Source organism: Rhodopseudomonas boonkerdii (genome assembly GCF_021184025.1).
GTDB classification, from domain to species: Bacteria; Pseudomonadota; Alphaproteobacteria; order Rhizobiales; family Xanthobacteraceae; genus Tardiphaga; species Tardiphaga boonkerdii.
Genome location: NZ_CP036537.1, coordinates 1,252,210 through 1,277,745 on the forward strand (window position 1 = coordinate 1,252,210; position 25,536 = coordinate 1,277,745).

General features: G+C 60.9%; 22 protein-coding genes. 12 read left to right on the forward strand and 10 right to left on the reverse strand.

From position 1 onward, the window contains the following. Window positions 1-26 precede the first annotated feature (26 nt). The 5 genes from E0H22_RS05830 (at window position 27) to E0H22_RS05850 (ending at window position 6,570) form a co-directional block, all read left to right on the forward strand. On the forward strand, window positions 27-758 hold the full coding sequence (locus E0H22_RS05830) for an amino acid ABC transporter permease (RefSeq protein ID WP_233024704.1): 732 nt from the start codon (window positions 27-29) through the stop codon (window positions 756-758). A 3-nt stretch (window positions 759-761) separates the two neighbouring features. Further along, window positions 762-1,454, forward strand: coding sequence for an amino acid ABC transporter permease (locus E0H22_RS05835; protein ID WP_233024705.1), 693 nt, complete (start codon window positions 762-764; stop codon window positions 1,452-1,454). A 23-nt stretch (window positions 1,455-1,477) separates the two neighbouring features. Next, entirely contained in the window at window positions 1,478-2,209 is a 732-nt protein-coding gene (locus E0H22_RS05840; RefSeq protein WP_233026159.1) for an amino acid ABC transporter ATP-binding protein, read from the forward strand. Between the two features lie 295 nt (window positions 2,210-2,504). Then, window positions 2,505-4,535, forward strand: coding sequence for a methyl-accepting chemotaxis protein (locus E0H22_RS05845; protein WP_233024706.1), 2,031 nt, complete (start codon window positions 2,505-2,507; stop codon window positions 4,533-4,535). Window positions 4,536-4,566: 31 nt separating this feature from the next. Then, window positions 4,567-6,570, forward strand: a complete 2,004-nt coding sequence (locus tag E0H22_RS05850) for a HAMP domain-containing methyl-accepting chemotaxis protein (protein WP_233024707.1) — start codon at window positions 4,567-4,569, stop codon at window positions 6,568-6,570. Window positions 6,571-6,685: 115 nt separating this feature from the next. Here E0H22_RS05850 and E0H22_RS05855 read toward each other — a convergent pair whose 3' ends face one another. Next, the gene (locus E0H22_RS05855; RefSeq protein ID WP_233024708.1) at window positions 6,686-8,488 is read right to left on the reverse strand and encodes a carbamoyltransferase family protein; all 1,803 of its coding nucleotides are present in this window, start codon (window positions 8,486-8,488) and stop codon (window positions 6,686-6,688) included. A gap of 361 nt (window positions 8,489-8,849) precedes the next feature. Here E0H22_RS05855 and E0H22_RS05860 point away from each other — a divergent pair, with 361 nt between their 5' ends. The 5 genes from E0H22_RS05860 (at window position 8,850) to hemC (ending at window position 13,478) form a co-directional block, all read left to right on the forward strand. Continuing rightward, window positions 8,850-9,158 carry a hypothetical protein gene (locus tag E0H22_RS05860; protein WP_233024709.1) on the forward strand — a complete coding sequence of 103 codons (309 nt, stop codon included), beginning with the start codon at window positions 8,850-8,852 and terminating at the stop codon, window positions 9,156-9,158. 223 nt (window positions 9,159-9,381) lie between these two features. After that, window positions 9,382-10,494 carry an NADH:flavin oxidoreductase/NADH oxidase gene (locus E0H22_RS05865; protein WP_233024710.1) on the forward strand — a complete coding sequence of 371 codons (1,113 nt, stop codon included), beginning with the start codon at window positions 9,382-9,384 and terminating at the stop codon, window positions 10,492-10,494. A 285-nt stretch (window positions 10,495-10,779) separates the two neighbouring features. Continuing rightward, window positions 10,780-10,965 carry a DUF3311 domain-containing protein gene (locus E0H22_RS05870; protein ID WP_233024711.1) on the forward strand — a complete coding sequence of 62 codons (186 nt, stop codon included), beginning with the start codon at window positions 10,780-10,782 and terminating at the stop codon, window positions 10,963-10,965. Beyond that, on the forward strand, window positions 10,955-12,427 hold the full coding sequence (gene mctP, locus E0H22_RS05875) for a monocarboxylate uptake permease MctP (protein ID WP_233024712.1): 1,473 nt from the start codon (window positions 10,955-10,957) through the stop codon (window positions 12,425-12,427). The genes E0H22_RS05870 and mctP overlap by 11 nt, the downstream gene beginning before the upstream one ends. A 79-nt stretch (window positions 12,428-12,506) precedes the next feature. Further along, window positions 12,507-13,478 carry a hydroxymethylbilane synthase gene (hemC, locus tag E0H22_RS05880; protein ID WP_430715263.1) on the forward strand — a complete coding sequence of 324 codons (972 nt, stop codon included), beginning with the start codon at window positions 12,507-12,509 and terminating at the stop codon, window positions 13,476-13,478. 29 nt (window positions 13,479-13,507) lie between these two features. Here the strand turns inward: hemC and E0H22_RS05885 are convergent, their stop codons facing one another. Next, entirely contained in the window at window positions 13,508-15,610 is a 2,103-nt protein-coding gene (locus E0H22_RS05885; RefSeq protein ID WP_233024714.1) for a S9 family peptidase, read from the reverse strand. 145 nt (window positions 15,611-15,755) lie between these two features. Between E0H22_RS05885 and E0H22_RS05890 the strand changes: the two genes are divergently transcribed. Next, on the forward strand, window positions 15,756-17,294 hold the full coding sequence (locus tag E0H22_RS05890) for a class I adenylate-forming enzyme family protein (RefSeq protein ID WP_233024715.1): 1,539 nt from the start codon (window positions 15,756-15,758) through the stop codon (window positions 17,292-17,294). Between the two features lie 9 nt (window positions 17,295-17,303). Here the strand turns inward: E0H22_RS05890 and E0H22_RS05895 are convergent, their stop codons facing one another. The 3 genes from E0H22_RS05895 to E0H22_RS05905 form a co-directional block, all read right to left on the reverse strand. Next, window positions 17,304-17,519 (reverse strand): SlyX family protein, encoded by a 216-nt coding sequence (locus E0H22_RS05895; RefSeq protein WP_233024716.1) that lies wholly within the window; start codon window positions 17,517-17,519, stop codon window positions 17,304-17,306. After that, window positions 17,512-18,306 (reverse strand): oxygen-dependent tRNA uridine(34) hydroxylase TrhO, encoded by a 795-nt coding sequence (gene trhO / locus E0H22_RS05900; RefSeq protein ID WP_233024717.1) that lies wholly within the window; start codon window positions 18,304-18,306, stop codon window positions 17,512-17,514. Before trhO ends, E0H22_RS05895 begins: the two co-directional genes overlap by 8 nt. 154 nt (window positions 18,307-18,460) lie before the next feature. Further along, window positions 18,461-18,676: a CsbD family protein gene (locus tag E0H22_RS05905; RefSeq protein WP_233024718.1), complete on the reverse strand. Its 216-nt coding sequence runs from the start codon at window positions 18,674-18,676 to the stop codon at window positions 18,461-18,463. A gap of 169 nt (window positions 18,677-18,845) precedes the next feature. Here E0H22_RS05905 and E0H22_RS05910 point away from each other — a divergent pair, with 169 nt between their 5' ends. Beyond that, window positions 18,846-19,382 (forward strand): cupin domain-containing protein, encoded by a 537-nt coding sequence (locus E0H22_RS05910; protein ID WP_233024719.1) that lies wholly within the window; start codon window positions 18,846-18,848, stop codon window positions 19,380-19,382. Between the two features lie 176 nt (window positions 19,383-19,558). On the opposite strand, the gene E0H22_RS05915 is transcribed toward E0H22_RS05910, so the two are convergent. The 5 genes from E0H22_RS05915 to E0H22_RS05935 all read right to left on the reverse strand — a co-directional run bounded on the left by E0H22_RS05915 (window position 19,559) and on the right by E0H22_RS05935 (window position 25,413). Continuing rightward, window positions 19,559-21,067 (reverse strand): flavin-containing monooxygenase, encoded by a 1,509-nt coding sequence (locus E0H22_RS05915; protein ID WP_233024720.1) that lies wholly within the window; start codon window positions 21,065-21,067, stop codon window positions 19,559-19,561. Window positions 21,068-21,204: 137 nt separating this feature from the next. Continuing rightward, a complete protein-coding gene (locus tag E0H22_RS05920; RefSeq protein ID WP_233024721.1) occupies window positions 21,205-22,533 on the reverse strand; it encodes an amidase in 1,329 nt (442 codons plus the stop codon). Between the two features lie 226 nt (window positions 22,534-22,759). Beyond that, a complete protein-coding gene (locus E0H22_RS05925) occupies window positions 22,760-23,728 on the reverse strand; it encodes an ABC transporter substrate-binding protein (RefSeq protein WP_233024722.1) in 969 nt (322 codons plus the stop codon). Window positions 23,729-23,776: 48 nt separating this feature from the next. After that, a complete protein-coding gene (locus E0H22_RS05930) occupies window positions 23,777-24,634 on the reverse strand; it encodes an ABC transporter permease (protein ID WP_233024723.1) in 858 nt (285 codons plus the stop codon). Further along, window positions 24,631-25,413: an ABC transporter ATP-binding protein gene (locus E0H22_RS05935; RefSeq protein ID WP_233024724.1), complete on the reverse strand. Its 783-nt coding sequence runs from the start codon at window positions 25,411-25,413 to the stop codon at window positions 24,631-24,633. The genes E0H22_RS05930 and E0H22_RS05935 overlap by 4 nt, the downstream gene beginning before the upstream one ends. Between the last annotated feature and the right edge of the window lie 123 nt (window positions 25,414-25,536).

Here is a 25,536-nt window from a genome sequence, read left to right on the forward strand (position 1 = left end):
ACCGGATTGCGTATCGGGGGCGCCGTGTGAACTATAATTGGAACTGGGGTATCTTCTGGGAGCAGACGCCGGACGCGACCGGAACCTATTTCGCGTCCCTGATGAGCGGCCTCAAGATCACGATCATTCTCGCGCTCTCCGCCTGGGCGATCGCCTTCATCCTGGGCTCTCTGATCGGTATCATGCGCAGCCTGCCGTCGCGCTGGCCGGTCCGCATCGGCAATGCCTATATCGAGCTGTTCCGCAATGTCCCGCTGTTGGTCCAGCTGTTCATCTGGTTCTTCGTGGTTCCGGAGTTGCTGCCGGGGGAACTCGGCACCTGGGTCAAACAGCTGCGTAACGGCCCGCTTTATTCAGCGATCCTCGGCCTCGGCTTCTACATGTCTTCGCGCGTCGCAGGTCAGGTGACCGCGGGCATCCAGGCGTTGCCGAAAGGTCAGCGCATGGCCGGCACCGCCATCGGCCTCACCACGGTGCAGACCTATCGATACATCCTGCTGCCGCTTGCCTATCGCATCATCTTTCCGCCGCTGACCTCCGAGTTCCTCAACACCATTAAGAATACCGCGCCGGCGCTGACCATCGGTGTGCTCGAACTCACGGCCCAGGCGCGTTCGATGCAGGAATTCTCGTTTCAGGTGTTTGAAGCATTCACTGCCGCCGCTGCGATCTATCTCGTACTCAGTGCCGTCGTCACCATCGCCATGCGCATGATTGAAAAACGCCTGACGATCCCCGGCTTCAACGGGGGGAAGTGAACGATGTTTGCCAATTTCGATTTCGACGTCATTCTGCGCAGCCTGCCTTACCTGTTCAAGGAAGGCATGGTGTTCACGCTGACACTGACGGCCATCGCCACGGTGTTTGGTCTGATCCTCGGCACCATCATCGCGTTGATGCGGCTGTCTTCCAATGCGCTGCTGTCAGGCATCGCCGCAAGCTATGTCAACCTGATGCGCTCGCTCCCGTTGGTGCTGGTGATCTTCCTATTCTACTTTCTCAGCCCCTATATCGGTCAGTGGATCATTCGCGCCGACCAGCCGATACAGGTCGGCGCCTATACATCCACGATCATCACCTTCACGCTGTTTGAAGCCGCCTATTTCTCCGAAATCATGCGTGCCGGTATCCAATCGGTGCCCCGGGGGCAGGTGATGGCTGGTTACGCCATCGGCTTCAATTATCGCGAGGTGATGCGCTTCGTGGTACTGCCGCAGGCGTTTCGCAACATGTTGCCGGTGATCTTCACCCAGACCATCGTGCTGTTTCAGGACACGTCGCTAGTCTATGTGCTGTCGATCACCGACTTCCTCGGCGCAGCATCCAAGGTCGCGCAGCGCGACGGCCGCCTCACCGAAATGTATCTGTTCGCGGCCGTGGTCTATTTCGCGATCAGCTTTACCGCATCGTTTTTCGTGAAGCGCCTGCAAAAGCGCATCAGCATCATCCGCTAGTCAGTACGGTTGCACCCATGCCCATGATTACCATCGATAACGTCAGCAAATGGTACAATCCTCAGTTCCAGGTGCTGAAGAACTGCACGACGCAGGTGGAAAAAGGCGAGGTCGTCGTCGTCTGCGGTCCGTCAGGATCAGGTAAATCGACCCTCATCAAGACCGTGAATGCGCTGGAGCCGGTGCAGGAAGGCACCATCACGGTGGATGGGCTCGACGTCACCAAGATGAAGAAGGATCTGCCGAAACTGCGTTCGCGCGTCGGCATGGTGTTTCAGCATTTCGAATTGTTTCCGCATCTGAAGATCGTCGAAAATCTTTGCCTCGGCCAGACCATCGTGCTCGGCCGCAAGGAAGAGGCGGCGCGCAAGAAGGCGATGGCCATGCTGGAGCGCGTCGGGCTGACCGCGCATGCGGAGAAATATCCCGGCCAGCTCTCCGGCGGCCAGCAGCAGCGTGTCGCTATCGCACGCGCCCTGGTGATGGACCCGATCTGCATGCTGTTCGATGAACCGACCTCGGCGCTGGATCCCGAGATGATCAATGAAGTGCTCGACGTCATGGTCGAACTCGCCCGCGAAGGCATGACCATGATGGTGGTGACCCATGAAATGGGCTTCGCGAAAAAGGTTGCGAACCGCGTCATCTTCATGGACGCCGGCGAGATCGTCGAGGATGCGCAGAAGGAGGACTTCTTCGGCCATCCGCGCAGCGACCGCGCCCAACAATTCCTGTCGAAGATCCTCGCGCATTGAAGCTTGCGATTTCATCGTTGGCTGCACGACATTTGTGCAGCGCAGTGGACACTATCACGCGCCACAATTAACGATTGCGTCAGGAATGCGATGGTACTCCTGAACCCGCGAGAACGGGCCCGCGCGGTTCGCGGCTGATCCCAAGACCTCTCAGGTCATCGTCCTCGCCGGCAACGCGTGCTCGTTGCTGTCTCAAGTTCTCCGTCGTTTATCGTCTGTTGGGCAACGCCGCCTTCAGCCGTGCAGACTTGGTCTGCGCGCGTGCCGGCTCGTGCCGTTCCGGGAAGTGAGTGGCATGGTAAAGATCAATCGCGTCGGCAACAAACTGGGTCTGGCCGGATTGATTGGCATCCTGTTGTCGATCGGTGTGGTCGCCAATCAGATTCATACGGAGACCGAGATCTCCCACGCCAATCGCCAGGCCGATGTGCAGCAACAGATTGCTGATGGCGCGCGCGAGGCGGATGCGCTGATGCGCAGCATGCAGACGGCCAGTCTGAGTCTCCGGATCGCGATCACGACGCCCGAAATGGACAAGAGCATCGCCGAGATCAAGGCTGCGAAGGCGGCGCAGGACAGTATCCTGGATGGCAGTATTGCAGCCGCCCATCGCCAGGACAATCGGGACAGTTTCGCGAAGATCAAAACGCTGACGGCATCTTACGTCACGGCCGCGGATGAGATCGCAGCTCTGCAGAAGAAGTTGCTCGATCTGTATCGAACGCGCAACGTCGCCGTGCTCGATTGGAACAGACATCTCGAACAGATGCGCCTCTCCACCGCGGTGAATGAGGCGCAAAGCTGGGCCGATGTCGATAATCAGCTCAAGATCGCCGATAGCGCCGTCAATGCAGTTCAGGCGGCCGCCTGGCGTTACGCCTCGCTGAACGAAATCGTTCAGAAGGGGCTGATCGTTACCAAGGCAAAGGTGCTGAACGACGCGCTCGCCCGAGCGAGTGTTCTCGAAGATAGCGAGCTGGTGCAGAATGGCCTCACCCAGCTCAGCGCCGACATGAGGAAATTCATGGCGGCGACTGACGAGGCCATCCAGATCAATGACCAGAAGACCGACATCGTTCGCAAGAAACTGACGCCGATCGCGGCGTCGGCTGGCGAGCTGGTCTCGGCGGCGGTTGCTTCCGCGAAGATGGCGGTGACCGAAGCCCGCGGCCAGGCTGCAACGACCATGGATCGCTCCGTCCAGATCAATCTGGCGCTCGGTTGCGCCGTCGTTGCGATGCTGATCGGATCGATGGTGTTCAGCTTCTTCGGCGTTGCCCGGCCCATGACTCGCCTCAATGCCGCGATGGGCCGGATGGCCGGCGGCGATCTGGACGTCGTGATTCCGGGTGCGCGGCGCGGCGATGAGATTGGCGACATCGCCAAGACCGTCTCGGTGATCCGTGACAATGCCGAACGCAAGGCACGCGATGAAGCCGCGGCGCGGGTGGATCAGGACAGCCAGGCCGCAGCAGCGCGCCGACATGAAATGGCCGAACTTGCCGATGGCTTCGAGCGGGCGGTCGGCAACATCGTCAATAACGTTTCTTCGGCGTCGTCGCAGCTGGAGGAATCCGCTGGCAGTCTGACGGCGACCGCCGAACAGGCCAAGCAACTGACTGTCGCCGTTGCCAATGCATCCGACGAAGCTTCCGGCAACGTGCAGGCGGTGGCTTCTTCGACGGAGGAAATGTCGTCCTCGATCAACGAGATCAGCCGACAGGTGCAGGAATCCGCCGGGATTGCCGGCTCCGCGGTGGAGCAGGCCCGCAGGACCAACGAGCGGGTTGCCGAGCTGGCGAAAGCCGCGGCGCGCATTGGAGATGTGGTCGAGCTCATCAACACGATTGCCAGCCAGACCAATCTCCTGGCTCTGAACGCGACTATTGAGGCAGCCCGGGCTGGTGACGCCGGGCGTGGTTTTGCGGTTGTCGCGTCTGAGGTAAAGGCGCTTGCCGAGCAGACGGCCAGCGCGACCAGCGAAATCTCCCACCAGATTTCCGGCATCCAGATGGCGACGCGGGAATCGGTGAATGCGATTGCCGAAATCGGCAACACCATTGGCCGGATGTCCGAGATCGCGTCGACCATCGCCTCCGCGGTGGAAGAGCAGGGTGCCGCAACCCAGGAAATCGCGCGCAATGTCCAGCAGGCCGCTCAAGGCACCATGCAGGTGAGCGCCAATATCGCCGATGTCCAGCGCGGAGCCACCGCGACCGGTTCGGCCTCGTCTCAGGTTCTCTCGGCCGCACAATCGCTGTCCAGCGAAAGCGGGAGGCTCAAGCTCGAAGTCGAAAGATTCCTCGACTCTGTCAGAGCCGCCTAACGTTTCGTCGATCCAGTAAGGAATGCCAGCAATGTCACTGCTTAATCTTCGCATCCGTGGCCGCCTCTATGGTGGTTTCGGCGCTCTGGTTTTGTTCGGACTGGCGAGTTCCGGATTCGCGGTCTGGCAGATGACGGAAGTGGCTGCGCGGGTCGGTGCGATGGCCCAGTTGTCGAACAATACCATCCGCGCCAGCGAAGTGGCGTCAGAGCTGCAGGCCGTGCGTGGTGCCATCCTCCGCTATTCCTTCGATCAGGACGAGGCGTCGATCGCCGACGCGGACAAGCGCTTGGTCAGTCTGGCGACGAGCGTCGATACGGTGATGAAGGCAAGCCGCTCGGAGGAGCGTCGCGCCGCCTATCAATCCATCGCAAAGGATGTCGCCGAAGTAACGAAACAACGGCAGGCGTTAGGCGAGGCCGTCAAGCAGGTGGTCGCCGGGCGTGAAGTGCTGCAGGAAGCCGGCGATAAGTTGTCCTCCAGCCTGCGCAAGCTCACGATCAGCACGCGAAACACAACGTACGGCCAAGGATCGACCAAGCTTGAGGCCGACACGTTGATGGTGCAGATCGCCAACTGGCGATTCTTCTCCAGCCGCGACGAGAAGCACATCGAGGCCTTCAAGGATCACGTTCGCATTGCCGAGCAGCAGATCGGCGAGATGGAAAAGATGCAGATGCCGCCGACGCTCAGCGCTCTTTTCGGCACCATCCGCACCAATCTGAAGAGCTATGCGTCGTTGTTCGAAAAGGCCGCTTCCAGCATGCAGGCGTCGGATGCGATCTTCAACAAGTCGATCAGTCCCATCATCGTCAATGCGATTGCCAGGATCGAAGTCGTGAAAGCCGGTGTCCAGCAGACCCAGTCGCAGACGGTCGCTGCGACCAATGACCGGATTTCGAACACCACGACATTACAGATCGTTGTCGCAACTGCTTCTACCGTGCTCGGCCTGGTCATCGCCTTTCTGATTGCACGTGGCATTATCGGCCCGCTGTCGGGCCTCACCGCCGGTATGAAGCGACTTGCGGATGGCGATTTCAGCGCGGTGCTGCCCGGCTTAAGCCGTAAGGACGAGGTCGGAGACATGGCGCGCGCAGTCGAGGCCTTCAAGATCAAGGCCGAGGAGAAGGCCCGCGTCGAGGCCGAGGCCAAGCTGACCCAGGATCAGCAGGCTGCGTTGCAGCGCCGCCGTGACATGATCCGACTCGCAGATGACTTCGAATCTGCCGTTGGCGAGATTGTCGAAGCCGTATCCTCCGCGTCCAGCGAACTCGAAGGATCGGCGGGCATGTTAACCTCGACCGCCGAGCGCTCGCAGGAACTCACCACCATGGTCGCCGCCGCTTCGGAGGAGGCCTCGACCAATGTTCAGTCGGTGGCGTCGTCGACCGAGGAAATGAGTTCGTCGATTAACGAGATCAGCCGCCAGGTGCAGGAATCCGCGCGCATCGCGCATGCCGCGGTGGACCAGGCACAGAAGACGAACGACCGTGTCGGTGAATTGTCGCGAGCCGCCGGCCGAATCGGGGCGGTGGTCGAGCTGATCAATACGATCGCCGGCCAGACCAATTTGCTGGCGCTCAACGCGACCATCGAGGCCGCCCGGGCGGGCGATGCCGGCCGTGGTTTCGCCGTCGTGGCGGCCGAAGTGAAGGCGCTGGCCGAGCAGACTGCCAGGGCAACCGGCGAGATCAGCACGCAGATCGCCAGCATCCAGACTGCAACAGACGAATCGGTGTCGGCGATCCAGGAAATCGGGACCACCATCGGCCAGATGTCGGAGATTGCCTCCACCATCGCTTCCGCCGTCGAGCAGCAGGGAGCCGCGACGCAGGAGATTGCTCGCAATGTTCAGCAGGCGGCGCATGGCACGCGCGAAGTGTCGTCTAACATCGTCGACGTCCAGCGGGGCGCCAGCGAGACAGGAACCGCATCATCGCAGGTGCTGTCGGCCGCACAATCGTTGTCGTCCGAAAGCAGCCGTTTGAAACAGCAGGTCGGCCGCTTCCTCGATACGGTCCGCGCGGCCTGATCAATCGTGACCAGGGGCCGGCGCCCGAACGTCGGCCCTTTCCGCACGTCGAGGGAATGGCCAGGGATGCTGAAGATTCGATGTGGATCGCCGGCATCGCAGCGCGGAAGGTAAGTTATCTCACATTCGACATCACCAGCCCAGCCACGTCCATGTAGGTTCTCACCAGTGGAGCTACGACCCGATGGGCGGCTGTTTTCGACACGATCCGATCATGCAGGATCAGGTGATCGATTCCTGTATTGATGAAGCACGCCATCGCATCGCGTGGCGTTTCCACGATCGGTTCGCCCTTGATGTTGAATGAGGTGTTGAGCAACACCGGCACGCCCGTGAGTGTTTCGAACTCCTTGAGCAGGCGATACAGGATCGGATTGGTATCCTCGGTCACCGTCTGCACACGCGCGGTGCCGTCCACATGCACGACGGCGGGGATGCGGTCGCGCCACTCCGGCCGCACCGGCTTGGCGATCAGCATGAATGGCGAATCTTCGTCACCTTCGAAAATCTCCTTGCAGCGTTCAGCGAGCACGAGCGGTGCAAATGGCCGGAACGGCTGCCGGTGCTTTACACGGGAATTGAGGATGTCTTTCATCTCGGCACGCCGCGGATCGGCGATGATACTCCGATTGCCCAGAGCCCGCGGTCCATATTCCGAACGCCCTTGAAACCAGCCGATCACCTTCTGGTCGACAAGCAGCTTTGCCGTGTCGCGGCAGATGTTTTCGCTGCGGGCCGTGCTCGTCTGCGCCTTCACCAATGTACGCCGGGTTGCAGCCTCCACCTCGCGCTCGTCATAGGCGCGGCCGGTATAGGAGTGCTTCATCACATAGCTGCGCGGCTGCTTCTGTATTTCATGCAGGCCGTAATAGGCGCAGCCGATTGCGATGCCGTTGTCGCCTGCTGCGGGCTGAATCCAGACATTATCGAAACCGGCCTCGCGCGCGATGCGGCCATTGGCGACGCAGTTCAGTGCCACGCCGCCAGCAATGCAGAGATTTGTTGCCCCGGTGGTCTCGCGTAGCCAGCGCGCCCGCGCGAGCAGAACTTTTTCGGTGTCGTCCTGAACGCGCCAGGCGAGATCCTCCCAATGCTTCATGGAGGGGCTGGCTTCCCACTTGCCTTCACTGTCGGCGATATAGGGTTGATTGAACTCTGCGGACCAGCGCGGCACGCTGAGCTTGTTGTTCTCGATCGACATTAGCGACGGGAACTGCTCGCGGCGGCCATAGGGCGCGAGCCCCATCAGCTCGCCGCATTTGTTCCAGTCGCCAAATACATAGGTTGATGCGCGGCTGTAGAGGGCGCCAAGGCCGGGCATGTTGGTGAATTCGTCGCTGAGGAACCCGCGATCCGGCTCCATCCAGACTTTCTTGATGCAGTCGAGCTGGGTGCCCTGGAACGTGTAGTAGCTTTCGGATTCGCGAGCGAGCGGCGATCCGCCGCCTTCAGCCGGATAGGGCTCCATCACGTCGGAGCGATAACTTCCGACGCCGTCCACGATCATGATAGCGCCTTCCTCGAAAGGCGAAACTGCGAAGGCGCTGTAGGCATGGGCGAGGTGGTGCGAGATCGCGACGACCTTCCCGTTGCGCGCCCGGAACAGCGGATGGCGGCGGGCATCCTGCCGTTCATATTCGGGCAGGAAGCCCGGCATGTCCTGGTAGACCAGCCGGTCTTCCATTTCCGGGACGGGCAGGATGTAGCAATTGCTTACCACCAGTTCGACATCGTTCAGGCTGATCCCCTCCGCCTGCAGGCAGTATTCGATCACTTCCTGATAGAAGCCCGTCGCGTGTTTTTCGCGGGTAATGCGCTCCTTCTCGATCGCATAGGCGATCTCACTATCTCGCAGCAAACAAGCGCTGACGTCATGATCATAGGTGTTGAGACCGAGAATGTAGCGGGACTTGGCCATACGGCTCACTTCTTGCGTTCAGGAAATCGAGGGAAGGGCGCTATCTCGCAGTTGCGAGCCAAGCCGGGAGGATAACGCAGGGCACTATGAAGGGAAGATGAATAAAGGCTAGCGCAAATGGCTGACATGCGTGTTTGTTCGCAGGCAGCGCGTTTCCGTCAACTTGACCGGCCTTCGCGCCTGACCCTATTCTACTGCTTATCCTGCATGCACGCCATGCCTAGGCCATATTGCTGGCCTGATTTCAAAGTCTGTATATCGGCATGTGTGAACTGGAATTGCTCGCTGAGTATCTCTGCTGAACAATTCGATATCGGAAGCATTCTAAAGCAGTGCTTCTGCAGAATGGGAGATCCCAAGAATGGCTCAAACGACATCGAAGCGCCGTAACCTCCTGACCCGCTGCCTCGCAGCCGCGGCGCTTGTCTCTGTTTATTGTGTTGGTCTGATCGGTGCGTCCACCATCATGCTGACCGCAGGCAGCACTGCCGCGCATGCGCAGCGCGGTCGTGGCGGCGGACGTGGCTGGGGCCGCGGTGGCGGTCGTGGCTGGGGCCGCGGCGGCGGCTTCTATCGTGGCCGTGGCTATGGCTTCTATGGCGGTCCGCGCTTCGTCGCGCCGGGTTGCTATTTCAGCCGTCGCTGGGGCCGGGTGGTTTGCCCGTATTGATCGACGACCGTCGCTGACGGTGACGATATCAAGATTGAAGGCGCTCCGATTATCGGAGCGCCTTTTTCGTTGCGTTCCGCTCATTTTTCGTGGAGCCGCATGCCTTTGCATGAGGCCTATCTGATGGCATCGTACCGTCTTGTCTTTTTTGCGGGGCGCACCAATCTCGTTCAGCAAGCCGGCGCTGTGTCGGCATTCACGCCCCTCCTGCCTCGGACTTCCCATGAGCAAATTGTTCTCTCCGGCCAAGCTGCGCGACCTCGCTTTGTCCAACCGCATCGTCATTGCGCCCATGTGCCAGTATTCGGCGGAAGAGGGCCGCGCCACCGACTGGCATATGATCCATCTGGGCAGCCTGGCGCTGTCCGGTGCCGGCATGCTGGTTATCGAGGCAACCGCCGTGGAAGCCATCGGCCGCATCACCGCGGGCGATCTCGGCCTTTATGACGATGCGACCGAGGCGGCCCTGAAGCCGGTGCTGGCTGCGATCCGCAAACATTCGAAAATCGCGGTCGCCATGCAACTTGGCCATGCCGGTCGCAAGGCATCGAGCAATGCGCCGTGGAATGGTGGCCAGCAGGTACCGCTCGACAAGGGCGGCTGGATCGCCGAAGCGCCGTCGGCAATTCCAACCAGGCCGGGCGAGTTGCCGCCGAGGGAAATCGATACGGCCGGCCTCGTACGCATCCGCGACGCTTTCGCGGCCGCAGCGAAACGAGCCGATCGCCTGGGTATCGATGCGATCGAGGTTCATGCCGCGCATGGCTATCTGCTGCACGAATTCCTCTCGCCGATCGCCAACCAGCGTATCGACAATTACGGCGGCTCGCTGGACAACCGCATGCGTTTCCCGCTCGAAGTGTTTGACGCGGTGCGCGCGGCGTTTCCTGCAAACAAGCCGGTGGGCGTGCGCGTCTCGGCGTCGGATTGGGTCGAGGGGGGCTGGGATGTTGAGCAGACCATCGCCTTTGCGCAGGCGCTCAAGAAGCGTGGAGTCGACTGGATGGATGTCTCGTCCGGCGGTGTCTCGCCACAGCAGAAGATCGCACTCGGGCCGGGCTATCAGGTGCCGTTCGCCGACGCGGTGAAGCAGGCGACGGGGCTGCCGACCATGGCAGTCGGTCTGATCACCGAGACGCAGCAGGCAGAGGAGATCCTCGCGGCGGGCAAGGCAGATTTCATCGCGATTGCCCGCGGTGTTCTCTACGATCCGCGTTGGCCTTGGCACGCAGCGGCCGAACTCGGTGGTCAGGTACAGGCGCCGCCGCAGTACTGGCGTTCGCAGCCTTCGACTCAAAAGGCGCTGTTCGGCGACATCACATTTGGCGCACGCTGAAGCCTGCTTGCTTGGTGGCTGTTATCGCCCGGCTTGACCGGGCGATCGTACACCTAGAGCCTTCGGCGTTACTGGGTCACCGGGGCACCGGGTCAAACCAGGTGACGACAGTTCTTCCGATTGCTGATCACGCAAAAGTTCCCGGGAATCGGGTCTGCCACGCGAATGGCAGCCCTGCGGCGAAGTCGTGTTTACACGCCATGGCTGTGCTCCTACACCCCCGAAAATTCTGCGCCGTAAAATAATCGTGGCATCGGCGCTGCCCGTTTTCGAGAGGAGCCCGCCATGAGCCGCCATTGTTTGTGGCTGTTGTTGATTCCGTTCGTCGGACTGCTCTGGGTCCCATTCTACAATTTCCATGACCCGGTGCTGTTCGGCTTTCCCTTCTTCTACTGGTATCAGCTCGCCTGGGTGCCGGTGACCGCTTTCCTGACTTGGCTCGCTTACCGGACCTACCCCAATGAAGACTGATCTCGACGTTCCGGCGTTGGCCGTCTTTCTATTCTTCTTCGCCCTCGTCACCGTGATGGGTTTTGTTGCCTCGCACTGGAAGCGTCCCAAGACGCTGGCGAGTCTCGACGAATGGGGCCTCGGCGGTCGCCAGTTCGGCACCTGGATCACCTGGTTTCTGGTCGGCGGCGATTTCTACACGGCCTATACGGTGATCGCCGTCCCGGCGCTGGTCTACTCCGTCGGTGCCTATGGCTTCTTTGCGCTCCCTTATACGATTCTCGTCTATCCCTTCGTCTTCGTGGTGATGCCGAAGCTTTGGCAGGTCGCCAAGGACAACGGCTATGTCACTGCCGCTGACGTGGTGCATGGTCGTTATGGATCGCGTACGCTGGAGGCTGCCGTCGCCATCACGGGCGTGGTCGCGACCATGCCGTACATCGCTCTGCAGCTCATCGGCATGGCCGCTGCGGTGAAGGCACTCGGCTTCGAAGGCGAAATGCCGCTGATCGCGGCCTTCATTGTGCTCGCGCTCTACACTTATTCGTCAGGCTTGCGCGCTCCGGCACTGATCGCCTTCGTCAAGGACATCATGATCTATATCGCGGTGATCGCGGCGATCTCGGTCATTCCCGGCAAGCTCGGTGGCTACGCCAACGTGTTCCATGCGGCCGATGAAGCGTTCAAGGCCAAGGGTAGCGGCAACATTCTGCTGGGGGCGAACCAGTATTTCGCCTATGCGACCTTGGCGCTCGGTTCGGCGCTTGCGGCCTTTATGTATCCGCACACGCTGACCGGCATCTTCGCCAGCAGGAGCGCGACCACCATCCGTAAGAATGCCGTGCTGCTTCCCGCGTATACGCTGATGCTCGGCCTGCTCGCGCTGCTGGGCTATATGGGCCATGCGGCACAGCTCAAACTCGGCAGCAACAATGACGTGGTGCCGGCGCTGTTCCAGACGCTGTTCCCGAGCTGGTTCGCCGGCTTCGCCTTTGCGGCGATCGCGATCGGAGCTCTGGTGCCCGCAGCGGTCATGAGCATCGGCGCGGCCAATCTGTTCACGCGTAATTTCTGGAAGGCTTATGTCAACCCGCAGATCGACACGGCCGGCGAAGCCACGGTGGCCAAGCTCGCTTCACTGGCGGTCAAGGTCGGTGCGCTGCTGGCAATCATCTATCTGCCGACACAATTTGCATTGGATCTGCAACTTCTCGGTGGCCTGTGGATCCTGCAGACGCTGCCGGCGCTGATCTTCGGGCTGTTCACCGGCTGGTTCACCGCGCCAGCACTGCTCGCAGGCTGGATGGTTGGCCTGTTTGGCGGCACCTATCTGACCTGGATCGACGGCCTCAAGCCGTTGCATCTGCTCTCGGTCGGCGGCTTCCAGGCGACGGTCTATATCGGCCTGATCGCGCTGGTGGCGAATGTTGTGGTGGCCGTCCTGGTCAATCTGGTGGTGCCGAAGCGCGTCGTGGCGACGTAGGGCCAGCGCATTGCCCCTTGCATGCGCTGGCTTTATTGTCTGCGCCCATGACAATGGAGCGTGAGACGTGACGGATCAGATGCGCATCGGCACCCGCAAGAGCACGATGGCGCTCGCGCAGACGGAAGAGATCGCGCGCCGCCTGAATGTGGCCGCGCCCGAACTCGCCGTCGAGATCGTCAAATTTGATCCGGTAGGTGATCGCGATCAGACCAGCAATCTGCTGCGCCATGGTGGCAAGGGGGGCGCCTTTGTCGGCGAAATCCGCGATGCCGTGCGTGCGGGCGAGCTGCACGCTGCAATGCATTCGTTGAAGGACATGCCGGGCAATGAAGACACGCCCGGCCTCGTCATCGGCGCCACGCTCGTGCGCGATCCGCCAACGGATTCGCTTGTGCTGCGTCCTGGATTGACACTCGAGGAATTCACGCGCTCACACGGCAGGGGTTTCAAGATCGGCACCAATGCCGTGCGCCGCGCTGCCTATCTGCGTCGGCTGTTTCCCGAGGTCGAGGTCATCCATTTCCGCGGCGCCGCCGATACGCGCGTGCGAAAACTCGACAATGGCGAAATGCAGCGCCTCCCAGGTGGTGGGGAGGTCGGACCGGCCGATGCCTTGATCATGGCACGCTCGGGGCTTGAACGGGTCGGACTCGCCAGTCGTATCGTGCGCGATTTCTCGCCGCAGGAAATGCTGCCCGCGGCCGGGCAGGGCATCGTCGCTGTTGAATGCGCGACGAATGACTGGGTAACGCGCCGCTATCTGTCACTGATCGACGACCCTGCCGCACACCTTGCCTGCGATGCTGAGCGCGAGGTGCTGTGGGTGCTCAACGGTCACTGCAATTCGCCCATCGCCGGCTATGCGGTGATCAATGGTGGCGAGATGAGCCTGACGGCATCGGTGCTGGACGAGACCGGTGAACGTTTCATCGAAGTGACGCGCATGGGGCCTGCCGATCGTCCGCGCGAACTGGGACGCGCGGTCGGGCTTGATTTGCTGGACAAGGGCGCCGCAGAGTTGATCGAGCTGACGCGGCCGGAGCATTGATCTCTGGCCCTCAGAATGAGGGGAAGAGTTTACGCGCCCTCCGCCATCCCTACGCTCCACAGCGCAAACGCATAAACGATTGCGATCTCATCCAGCCGGTCAAAGCGTCCCGACGCGCCGCCGTGTCCGGCACCCATATTCGTGCGCAGCAGCACTGGCCCGCCTCCCGTCATCGTCGCGCGCAGACGCGCGATCCATTTTGCCGGCTCCCAATAGGTGACGCGGGGATCGGTGAGGCCGCCCATCGCAAGGATTTTCGGATAGGCTCTTGCCGCCACCTGATCATAGGGCGAATAGGACAGGATCGTCCTGAAGTCCTCGGCGCTCTCGATCGGGTTGCCCCATTCCGGCCATTCCGGCGGCGTCAGCGGCAGTGTGTCGTCGAGCATGGTGTTGAGCACGTCGACAAAAGGCACTTCGGCGACGAGGCCGGAGAACAGTTCGCCGGATCGGTTGGCGACTGCCCCCATCAACATGCCGCCAGCACTGCCTCCATGGCCGACAATATTTTTCTCCGACGTGTATTTCGCTGCGATCAGGGCGCGCGCAGATGCTGCAAAGTCATCAAACGAGTTTGTCTTCTTGTCGCGCTTGCCATCGAGGTACCAGCTCCAGCCTTTGTCGGCGCCGCCGCGGATATGGGCGATGGCATAGACGAAACCGCGATCGACCAGGGACAGACGGTTGGCCGAGAACGAGGCCGGCATCGCCATGCCGTAGGAGCCGTAACCATAGAGCAGCAGCGGCGCCTTACCATCCTGCACGAAATTCTTGCGGTGCAGGATCGACACCGGCACCTCCGCGCCATCGTCAGCTTTCGCCATGATTCGGGTGGTGACATAGTCAGCCGGATTATGGCCCGACGGAATCTCCTGCCGCTTCCGCAGCACGCGGGTGCGTGTCACCATGTCGTAGTCATAGACTTCCGACGGGGTCGTCATCGACGAATAGGCAAACCGCAGATTGGTGGTGTCGAATTCATAGCCACCGAGTGTGTCGAGCGAATAGGCGGCTTCGTCGAAGGCGATGGCATGCTCTTCACCGGTCACAAGCTCGCGGATCACGATCGACGGCAGCGCGTTGGCGCGCTCCAGCCGGATCAGGTGGTTGGCATAGAGCTCCATATCGATGAGATAAATGCCCTCCCGATAAGGGATCAGATCCTTCCAGTTGGCGCGCTCCGGCGCTGAGATCGGCGCAGTGACGATCTTGAAGTCGATGGCGTCGTCGGCATTGGTGAGAATGAAAAGCTGGTCGCCGCGATCTGCCAGCGAGTATTGCACACCTTCCTCGCGCTTCGCGACGAGGCGTGGCGGCGCGTCCGGGGTAGCAAGGTCGATGATCTGCTGCTCGGACGTCTCATGATCGCCTCCGGCGATCACGCAGAAGCGACCGCTGGCGCTTTCATGAATATGCGTAAACCAGCCGGAGTCCTGCTCCTCGAAGACGAGCTTGTCGTCGACTTGCCTGCTGCCGAGGCGATGCAACCAGACCTGCATCGGGCGATGATTGTCGTCGAGCCTCACATAGAAGAACGCTTTCGAGTCGAGCGTCCATACCACGCCGCCATCTGTCTCTTCCACGCGATCATCGAGATCCTCGCCCGTAGCCCAGTCGCGGACGCGGATCGTGAAATATTCGGAGCCTTTGATGTCGGCAGACCAGGCCTCCAGCGTGTGATCCGGCGAATGTCTGGCCTCACCGAACTTGAAGTATTCCCGGTCCCTGGCGAGGGCATCGCCGTCGAGGATGATCTGGGCCTCGCCGCCGTCGCGCGGTGTGCGGCCAAACAGTTCGTGTTGTCCTCCCTCACGAAATTTACGCAGATAAGACCACTGGCCGTCAGGCGAGGGCACCGATGAATCGTCCTCTTTGATACGGCCGCGCATTTCGGCGACGAGCTTTTTCTGCAGCGCGTCGGTGCCGCCGAGCAGGCTCTCGGTATAGGCGTTCTCGGCCTCCAGATAGGTGCGGATCTCCGGCTTCAGCACCGAGGGATCGCGCAGCACCTCCTGCCAGTTGGCATCCTTCAGCCAGGCATAGTTGTCATGCACGATGATGCCATGAGCCGTGAAAGACTGGGGATGAACAGGCGCAACCGGCGCTGATATCTTGGAGGTCTGCTGTGTCACGAAGGCTCTTTTCGCGGAGGTCCGATCGGGTATGATCCGGTCCGTCGGCATGGCGACGTGCGGCGAATATAGGCGGGATCGCCCGCTTTGCCATCCTTCGAGTCCCCCCTCGAAGGACAAGACAAAACAAGAAACGAGGAAACATATGCTCGAATTCGTCACGCTCGACGCGCTGGTCCGGAACACCGCCGAGCGGGTGCCGCAGAAGACAGCTGTCATTGATCCCGACCGCGCGATCAACTATGCCGATTTCAACGCGCTGATCGATCGCGTCGCCGCGTCGCTTCAAGCGAGCGGACTGAAACCGCAGGACGTGATTTCGATCTGCGCACTCTCGTCGATCGAATACGCGGCCACCTTCCTGGGCGCGCTGCGTGCCGGTGTCGCTGTGGCGCCGCTGGCACCGTCGTCCACGCCGTCCGATTTCGCCGCGATGGTGAAGGATGCGGCTGCAAAGATCCTGTTCATGGATAATTCGACCGCGGACAGCTTTGCCACGGCAGATGTCGATCCGGCTATCCAGCGTGTGGCGCTCGATGGCGGCAAAGCTGGAAAGGCGTTCGAAGCGTGGCTCGCCCCCGAGGGCAGCAGGCCTCAGCCGGTCACGATCGACCCGGAATGGGTATTCAATATCATCTATTCCTCGGGTACGACGGGAACGCCGAAAGGCATCGTGCACACGATGTGGATGCGCTGGCGGCAATACGGCCAGCTCGATCCGCTCGGTTTTGGGCCGGACGCGGTCACCGTGCTGTCGACGCCGCTTTATTCCAACACCACGTTGGTCTGCTTCAATCCGACGCTCGCGGGCGGCGGCACGCTCGTGCTGATGAAGAAGTTCGATGCACGGGGGTTCCTCGAACTCAGTGCGAAGCATCGCGCGACCCACGCGATGCTGGTGCCGGTGCAGTATCGCCGCATCATGGCGGTCGAGGACTTCGACAGCTTCGACCTCTCGTCCTTCGTTATGAAGTTCTCGACGTCGGCGCCCTTCGCAGCGGCGCTGAAGGCTGATGTGCTGAAACGCTGGCCAGGCGGTCTGACGGAGTATTACGGCATGACCGAGGGTGGTGGCACCTGCATGCTGCTGGCCCACGAACATCCGGACAAGCTGCACACCGTAGGCCAGCCGGCACCGGATCACGATATTCGGCTCATTGACGAGAACGGGAATTTCGTCGCGCAAGGCGAGATCGGTGAGGTGGTCGGACATTCTCCGGTGATCATGCAGGGCTATCTTAATCAGCCCGGCAAGACCGCCGAGACATTCTGGCGCGATGCATCCGGCAAACTCTATGTCCGCACGGGCGATGTGGGTCGGTTCGACGAGGACGGTTTCCTGACGCTGATGGATCGCAAGAAAGACATGGTTATTTCCGGCGGCTTCAACATCTATCCAAGCGATCTGGAGGCGGTGCTTGTCCAGCATGAAGCCGTGCTCGAAGCGGCGGTGGTTGCGATGCCGTCGGAGGAGTGGGGCGAAACGCCGGTGGCTTTCGTGGTGCTGCGGCCCGGTAAATCCGTGGATCCCGCAGAGCTCAAGGGGTGGGCCAATGAGCGGCTCGGTAAATTCCAGCGACTCAATGATGTGGTGATGGTCGATGTTCTTCCACGCAGCGCCATCGGCAAGGTGTTGAAGCGGGAACTGCGCGATCGTCGGCTGTCGGGCGATCTGTCGGCCTGACGTCGGGTGTCAATAATGCGGTGGGCGCTCGTTGGTGGGAGTGCCCACTGCCGTTTCAGCTTCGGCCAGCCGTTCGCTAAGTGCCGTCACCTGCCGTGTCAGCATATCGATCTGCTTCCATTGTGCGGTGATGGTCACATTCAGCGTTTCGATGGTGTCGTCCTGATAGGCGATTCGTGTTTCCATCGAGTCGATGCGCTCACGCAGGCTGTCGATCTCATTCATCTGCGGCCTCGCGCGTAAGTGCAAAATCTTCCGAATTGATCGGCAGGCCTTTGCGGATCGGTTGGCTTTCCTTGAGGCCGTGACCGAGCGCGATACGTTGGTCGAACACGAAACAGTCGCCGCGCCACAAACTTTCGCTTTCGGGAATGTCCTCGAGATATTGCAGGATTCCGCCCTTGAGATGATAAACCTCGGCGAAACCATGGGCGAGCATATAGGAGCTTGCTTTCTCGCAGCGGATGCCACCGGTGCAGAACATGGCGATCTTCTTGTGCTTCGCCGGATCGAGCGTGCGCGCGACGAAATCCTTGAACTGGCTGAAGCTGGCGATCTGGGGATCGATCGCGCCGTCGAACGTCCCCATCGCCACTTCGAACGCGTTGCGGGTGTCGAGCACCAGCGTATCCCCAGCAGCGATCAACGTGTTCCAGTCGGCAGCGTCCACGTAGGTGCCGACGCACTTGGTGGGATCGGTAAGCGGATCTCCGAGAGTGACGATCTCCTTCTTCGACCGCACCTTCATATGCAGGAATGGCATCATACTGGCGCGGGAGAACTTCAGTTCGAGATTGGTGAGCCGGTTGCCGAACAGAACGCCGCTTTGAAGTTCGCGCACCAGCGCGTCGATCTCGGCATCCTTGCCGGCTACGGTGCCATTGATGCCTTCGCTGGCCAGTAGCAGGCTGCCCTTGATCCCGAGCAGATCGCATAGCGCGCGCAGGGGCGCCTGCAATTGACGAAAGTCAGGCAGGGCAGCAAATTGATAGAGGGCCGCAACTTTGTACATGCTGGGGGATGTAGCAAAGCATGCTGGGCGGCGAAACCCTGCAGCGAGCTGGTATGCCAATCTTCCAGACGCACAACGCCGGCCCGAAGGGCCGGCGCTCTTGTGGGTCTTTTGTCGCCGGCGAGAAAGTCAGGTCCTGCCGGCGGAAACCCGTTCATCGCTTGCGGTTGGCGAAATCCGAGGCCTTGTCGACGGCGTCCTTCGCCATTTGCTTGGCATCCCCCATCGCCTTCTGGGCATGGCCTTTACCCTCCTGGATCAGGCCTTCGCCCTGCAGGCGCTCGGACCCGGTGACCTCACCAATGCCCTGCTTCGCTTTGCCGATCGCTTCGTTTGCATGGCCCTTGATTTTGTCCGTGGTGGCGCCCATGAGATACTCCTGTTGCTGGAGGCGGAGAGTTCCAGGCTCGTCCTGAATTCGCACGCCTCGTTGAGTTGCATCGAAATAATCGACAGCTCAGTCGAATGTTCCTGGAATTCCGGGGCGCAATGCCGCACGAAAAGCCGCATTGTCGTCACGTCATTGAGAAGGCGCTGCCATGTCCGGTCACGGTCACGATCACACCCATCCGCACGATCACTCGCACGACCATTCCCATGATCACGATCCGGATCGCTGGAAGCATGACGGTGTCCGCGTCATTCCAGCCAATCAGCTCGACACCAACGTTCCTTCCACCAAGGGTATGGACCGCGCCGCAGCGATCAATTTCGCCCGAGTCGGAGCGCAGAAGCTGTGGGCCGGCACGGTCTCGATCCAGCCGGACGCCAAGACCGGCGCGCATCATCACGGCCATCTCGAAAGCGTCATCTATGTGGTGAAGGGCAAGGCGCGTATGCGCTGGGGCGATCGGTTGCAGTTCACCGCCGAAGCCGGTCCGGGCGATTTCATTTTCGTCCCGCCTTACGTGCCTCATCAGGAGATCAATGCCAGCCGTGATGAGGTGCTGGAATGCGTGCTTTGCCGCAGCGACGGCGAAGCGGTAGCGATCAATATCGACATCGAGCCGGTGGAAAAGCCGGAGACGGTGCTGTGGGTCGATCCCACCCATCCCGATGGTGCGGTGAAGAAGTAAGTTTTTATCTCACCTCTCCCCGCTTGCGGGGAGAGGTCGACTGCAACGCGCGAAGCGCGTGGAAGTCGGGTGAGAGGGCTCTCCACTTGCTCCGCGTTTGCGGAGGCTTCACCTCATCCGTCGCGGACTTCGTCCGCGCCAACTCCTCCCCGCAAGCGGGGAGGAGTTAAACGCTGCTAGCTATATTTGAACACCGTATCGTCGAGATCGATGGTCGGGAACACGTCGCGATCGTTCCAGTAGTTCTGGTCGTGCTGCCACTCCGGCTTGTCGCCGCGCTTTGGCAAGAGATGCAGCCCTCGCATGATATAACCAGGGTTGAAATCCTGTTCGTCGATCCACGGCAGCAGCGGCATGTCGGTGTCCTCGGGCCGCAGCCCGGGTGTGACGGTGGTCGCGCCTTTCTCGTCCATATGCCGTAGCAGGCGGCATACGAAATCCGCCACCAGATCGACACGCAACGTCCAACTGGCCCGGAAGTATCCGAAGATCCACACCATGTTCGGCACGCCGGTGAACATCATGCCGCGATAGGTCACGGTCTCCGCGAAATTGAGCGGCTGGTCGTCGATGGAGAATGCGATATCGCCGAGCACATTGAGATCGAATCCGGTCGCGGTGACGACGACGTCGGCGTCGAGCCGGTTGCCGGATTTCAATGTGATTCCGGTTTCGTCGAAATTCTCGATTTCGTCGGTGACGACGGTCGCTTTGCCGGTACGAACGCTCTGGAACAGGTCGCCGTCCGGAATGAAGGCGATGCGCTGGCGCCACGGTCGGTAGCGTGGCGTAAAATGGGTGGCGATGTCGTAGTCGTCACCGAGATAGGCGCGCACGCCTTTCAGAAGCTCATCGCGCACCACGTCTGGTTCGTTTTGCGCGCGCTTGGTGAAGACGCCTTGATCGAACAGGATTTTGCGGCGGACGATTTCATGGATCCACGTTTCGTCGATATCGAGTTCGCGCAGGGTCTCGGCCAGCGCATTGGCGTTGCGGCCGGTGATGAAGAAGGTTGGCGAGCGCTGCAGCATGGTGACCCCGGCGCATCTATCGGCGATCGCCGGCACCACCGTCGCCGCCGTCGCGCCGGAGCCGATCACCACGACGCGCTTGCCGGACAGGTCGAGATCGTCGGGCCAGGTCTGCGGATGCACCACCGTGCCCTTGAAGCGATCCAGGCCCGGCCAGTCCGGCGTAAAGCCCTTGGCATGATTGTAATAGCCCTGGCACATCCATAGAAAGCGCGTGGTGAAGGACAGCATCTCGCCGGTATCGAGGCGAGTCGCCGTCAACGTCCAGAGCTTGTCGTCATTCGACCAGTTGGCGCTGAGGATCTTGTGGCCGTAGCGAATGTGCCGGTCGATGCCGTTCTCGGAGATCACCTCGCCCATGTAGCGGAGGATTTCCGCAGCCGTGGCGATCGGCGCCGACGTCCACGGCTTGAAGCGATAGCCGAAGGTGTGGAGATCGCTGTCCGAGCGGATGCCGGGATAACGATGGGTATGCCAGGTGCCGCCGAAACCGTCTTTCATCTCAAGGATAGCGAAGCGCTTGTCCGGGCTCTGCTTGGTGAGATGATAGGCAGCGCCGATGCCGGAAATGCCGGCGCCGACCACGATGACATCGAAGTGTTCGGCTTCCTGGGCCGCGGACGGATTCGCGGCGATGTTTCCCTGAACGTTCATAGTCTCCCGATCTCTTTCTCGCTCCGCAGTCTGTGCGCGGATGCCTGGTCCGGCGGCCGCGTGAGCGGATCCGCCAGCAGTCATGATTGACGATCAGGAGGAATGTGCAAGGCTTATTGCACCGCCGAGCGGCGATTTCAGGCCGCGATCTTCGGCAGGCCGATCTGGAACGCCAGCGTGGTTTCGATCCATTTCGCCACGCGGAGCGTATGGATATCCTGCCGATACGGCCCGACTACCTGCAGGCCGAGCGGCAGGCCGTTGCGGCCGAAGCTCGCCGGCAATGCGACGGCGGGCACGCCCATCAGCGTCCAGGGTGCGCAGAAGGCCGCGTCGCCGGTGAAGTCGAGCCCCTCGGGCGCTTCGCCAGTGGCGGGTAAGGTCAGCACGGCGTCATAGGGCGCCATCCGTGCGGTGAACGCGTCACGCAATGCCTGCTGCTGTTTCTTTGCCTTGAGATAATCGGTTGCACTGATGTCACTGCCGGTCTTCACCAGCAGCTTGAGATGCTCGCTCGACTTCTCGGGATGGCGCGCGACGAGATCGCCGAAGATGACCGCCGCTTCGCTGGCGAGGACGGTGTTGATGGCGTCCCAATTGAGATGGTCGAGCTCGCTGAGCTCGAGGTCGTCGACGTCAGCGCCGGCTGATCGCAGGCGCGTAATCGATGCGCCGAACAGTTGCTGTTGCTCGCTCTCGGCCTTGGCGAATTTAGCGAAATGCACCACGGCAAGGCGCGGCGCCGGCAGCGGTGGGAGGCCCTGTGTCACCGATACTTCGAAGGCCGGCACCGGTTGCCCATGCAGATCGCTCGCGCTCGTGCCGGCCAGCAGGGATAGCGCAAGAGCGACGTCGTCGACCTTCCGCGCAAAGAAGCCGACATGGTCCAGCGACGGGCTGAGCGGATGGACGCCGATGCGCGGAATGGCGCCGTAGCTGGGCTTGAAGCCGACGACGCCATTGAAGGCGGCGGGGCGAATGATGGAACCCAGCGTTTGCGTGCCGAGTGCGAGCGGGACGAGGCCGGCGGCAACGGCGGCAGCGGAGCCCGATGACGATCCGCCCGGCGTGTGTTTGCTGTTCCACGGATTGGTGGTCGGGCCGGGATGGCGCCAGGCGAATTCGGTGGAGACGGTCTTGCCGAAAATGGTGGCGCCGAGATTACGCAGCCGCTCGACCACCCAGGAATCAGCGGCCGGCACATGGTCGCGATAGATCGGCGAGCCATTGGTGGTCGGCATGTCAGCCGTCGCGATGATGTCCTTGATGGCGACCGGGATGCCCGACAGTGGCCCCGGCTTGCGGGAGGTGTCGGACGGCAGCACTTCAAAGGCCTTGAGGACAGGCTCGATCGCTTTGGCCTGCGCAAGCCGCTCGGACGCATAATGATCGGCAGCGGTTGGGTTGGATTTGAACCGGCGCAGCAGGTCGAGGACGCCGGCTTCGGTCTTGGTCGAGTTGGTCACGTCAAAAACCTCAGAGCTTGCTTTCTTATCCCTCCCCGGAGCTAAGCGAATGGGGAGGGTGGATCGAAGCAAGCGTTCAGCGAGCTTCGAGACGGGTAGGGTCTATCCCTGCGTGACGTCCTACCGTGAGGATAGACCCCACCCGGCGCTACGCGCCACCCTCCCCATTGCGCTTCGCTTGAGGGAGGGAAACTATGATCGGCTGTGCTTCAACTAACGTCTCATCTCACTTCATCGCCAATGCCGGCTCGATATATTTCCGCACCACGAATTTGTCGTAGTCCGGCTGTGCTGCGAGATTACCGAGTGCAATCTGGGTGTCCATCGACACTTTGAGCGATGGTGCCGTGATGTCGACGCTCGGCGGATAGACCCCATCGGCCAGCATGCGCTTGACGGCGGCTTCAACCACGGTCGGCTCCAGCGACGGGAATTCCTTCTGCGCGATAGCGACGGTGCGGGCCTCGTTCTTGGCCATGAAGCGCATCGCCATCTCCATCGCATTGGTGACGCGCTGGGCAAGATCAGGATTGACGTCGTTGCGCGCGGTCACCGACGAGAACGCATAGGCGCCATAGGTCTTCGGGAAGCCAAACACGACCTTCATGCCCTTGGCGACGACCTGGTCAAGACCCGGCTCATACATCACGGCGACGGGCGCCTGCTTGGCGAGGAACGGGCCGGGCTCTGTACCGATGGCGACCTGGATCATCTCCACGTCGGTCTTGCCATCCATGCCGTTTTCCTTGAGCAGCTTCAGGAAGAGCGACGTGCTTGTGGTCGGCATGGTGCCGGTGACGACCTTCTGGCCCTTCAGGCTCTTGATGTCCCTGAAATCGAAATCCGGCGCTGCGGCGAGCCAGACGGCGGCGCCATTGACGACATTGGCGATGATGCCCACCGGCGCTCCCTTGGAGGCCGCGATCGCGGTCCATTCCGGCCCGTGGATCGAGAATTGCGCACTGCCGGAGATCACCGCCGACAAGGCAACCGTCGGCGATCCCGCGGTTTCCTTGGTGAGGTCGAGACCCTGCTGGGTGAAGAAGCCCTCATTGATGGCGACATAGAGCGGCAGATAGAGCATCGACTGGAAGGCCTGCGAGAGCACCACCTTTTTGTTCTGTGCCGAGGCCGGCGAGGCAAAAAGCAATCCTGCCAGCGCGGTGGCGCAGGCGATACGCTTGAACAACGACATGGACGTCTCCGTGATGCGAACGAGGGCGGGAAGAATTGGGAAAGATGTTCAGACCTGGACCTGATGCGACGTGGTTGCCTGCTTCCAGGGCAGCGAGGTGCGCTCGATCACGTCGATGACGTAATAGAGCGCGAAGCCCATGATCATCAGCGTGAACAGGCCGACCCAGACCGAATTGAGGTCGTAAAGGCTGGAGGCCGTGAAAATCATGTGGCCGAGGCCGCGTTGCGAGGAGATGAATTCGCCGACCACCGCGCCGACCAGGCCGAAGCCGATATTGATGCGGAAGGTGGCGATGATCGCAGGAAGCGTCGATGGCACCACGGCCTTGAAGAACACCTGATGCTTGTCTGCGCCCATGGAGATCATGAGCGACTGCAGATCGACGTCGGCGTCCTTCGCAGCCTGATAGGCGGCGATGAGGGCGACGAGCGCGGTGAGCGAGACGGCGAGCGCCACCTTGGAGATCAGCCCGGTGCCGAACCATAGCACTACGATCGGCGCCAGCGCGATCTTCGGGACCGAATTGATGGCGACGATGAAGGGCTCGACGAGTTTGGCGACGAAGACGGAATACCAGAGGGCGAGGCCGAAAAGCGATCCGAAGATCGTGCCAATGATGAACCCCAGAATGGCTTCGAACAACGTGAACCAGGAATCCAGCAGCAGTTCGCCGCTAAGGATCTTGTGATAGAAGCTGGCAAAGATGCCGCTGGGCGATCCCATCAGGAAGGCCGAAATATATCCGGCATGGACACCGGCTTCCCAGATCGCAAAGAAAATCGCGACAGCGGCGACCTGCAGAAAAGCGCGACCCAGCGTTGTGTCGAAGGTCGCACGTTTACGCTCGCGCACGACTTTACGCTTGCTGCGAACAAGCGCACTGGTCTGGATCGTCATCGTCATGCGGTTTTCTCGGTCTGGATGTCGAGTTCGGCACAAAGCGTTTTGAAATAGGTCGCGAAATTTGCGTCGTTGCGCGCGGTCACGGGCGAGGTCGCGTCGATATCGATCTCATGTACGACCTTCACCCGCGCGGGACGACCGGACAGCACGACCACGCGCTTCGACAGCGCCACTGCTTCATCGATGTCGTGGGTGACGAGGATCACCGTCTTCTTGTAGGTCTGCACGGCATCCTTGAGCACGCCTTCCAGATACAACCGCGTCTGGTAGTCCAGCGCGGAGAACGGCTCGTCCAACAGGAGGATATCCGGGTCCATGATCAGCGTGCGGATCAGCGCCACGCGCTGTCGCATGCCGCCGGATAGCGTCTTCGGATAGGCGTTCTCGAAGCCGGTAAGGCCGAACTGCTTGAGATATTCGCGCGCCTTGGCTTCGGCTTCTTTCGGATCGACGCCGCGGGTTTCCAGGCCAAGGAGGACATTGCCCAGCACGGTGCGCCAGGGAAACAGCAGATCCTTCTGCATCATGTAGCCGACGCGGCCGCGCAGGCTGTCGATCTCCTGGCCGCGATAAGTGATGGTGCCGCTATCGGGCTCGAGCAGGCCGGCAATGATGTTGAAGATCGTCGTCTTGCCGCAGCCGGAAGGCCCGATGATGCTGACGAAATCGCTTTCATTGATACTGAACGACAGATCGTCCAGCACGGTGACGTCACCATTCTTGCCAGCGAATGTTTTGCTGACATTGGCGACGCTCAATTGCACTTGCTTCGGCGGCATGGCGGCATCCCCGTTTGGATGCCGTTTTTACGCAAACAGCGTGCCATCTCGAAATATCATGTGCTGGCGGGCCATCGCGAAACTTTTCGCAACTTTCACGCTCTATGCGATCGCAATTGCTCG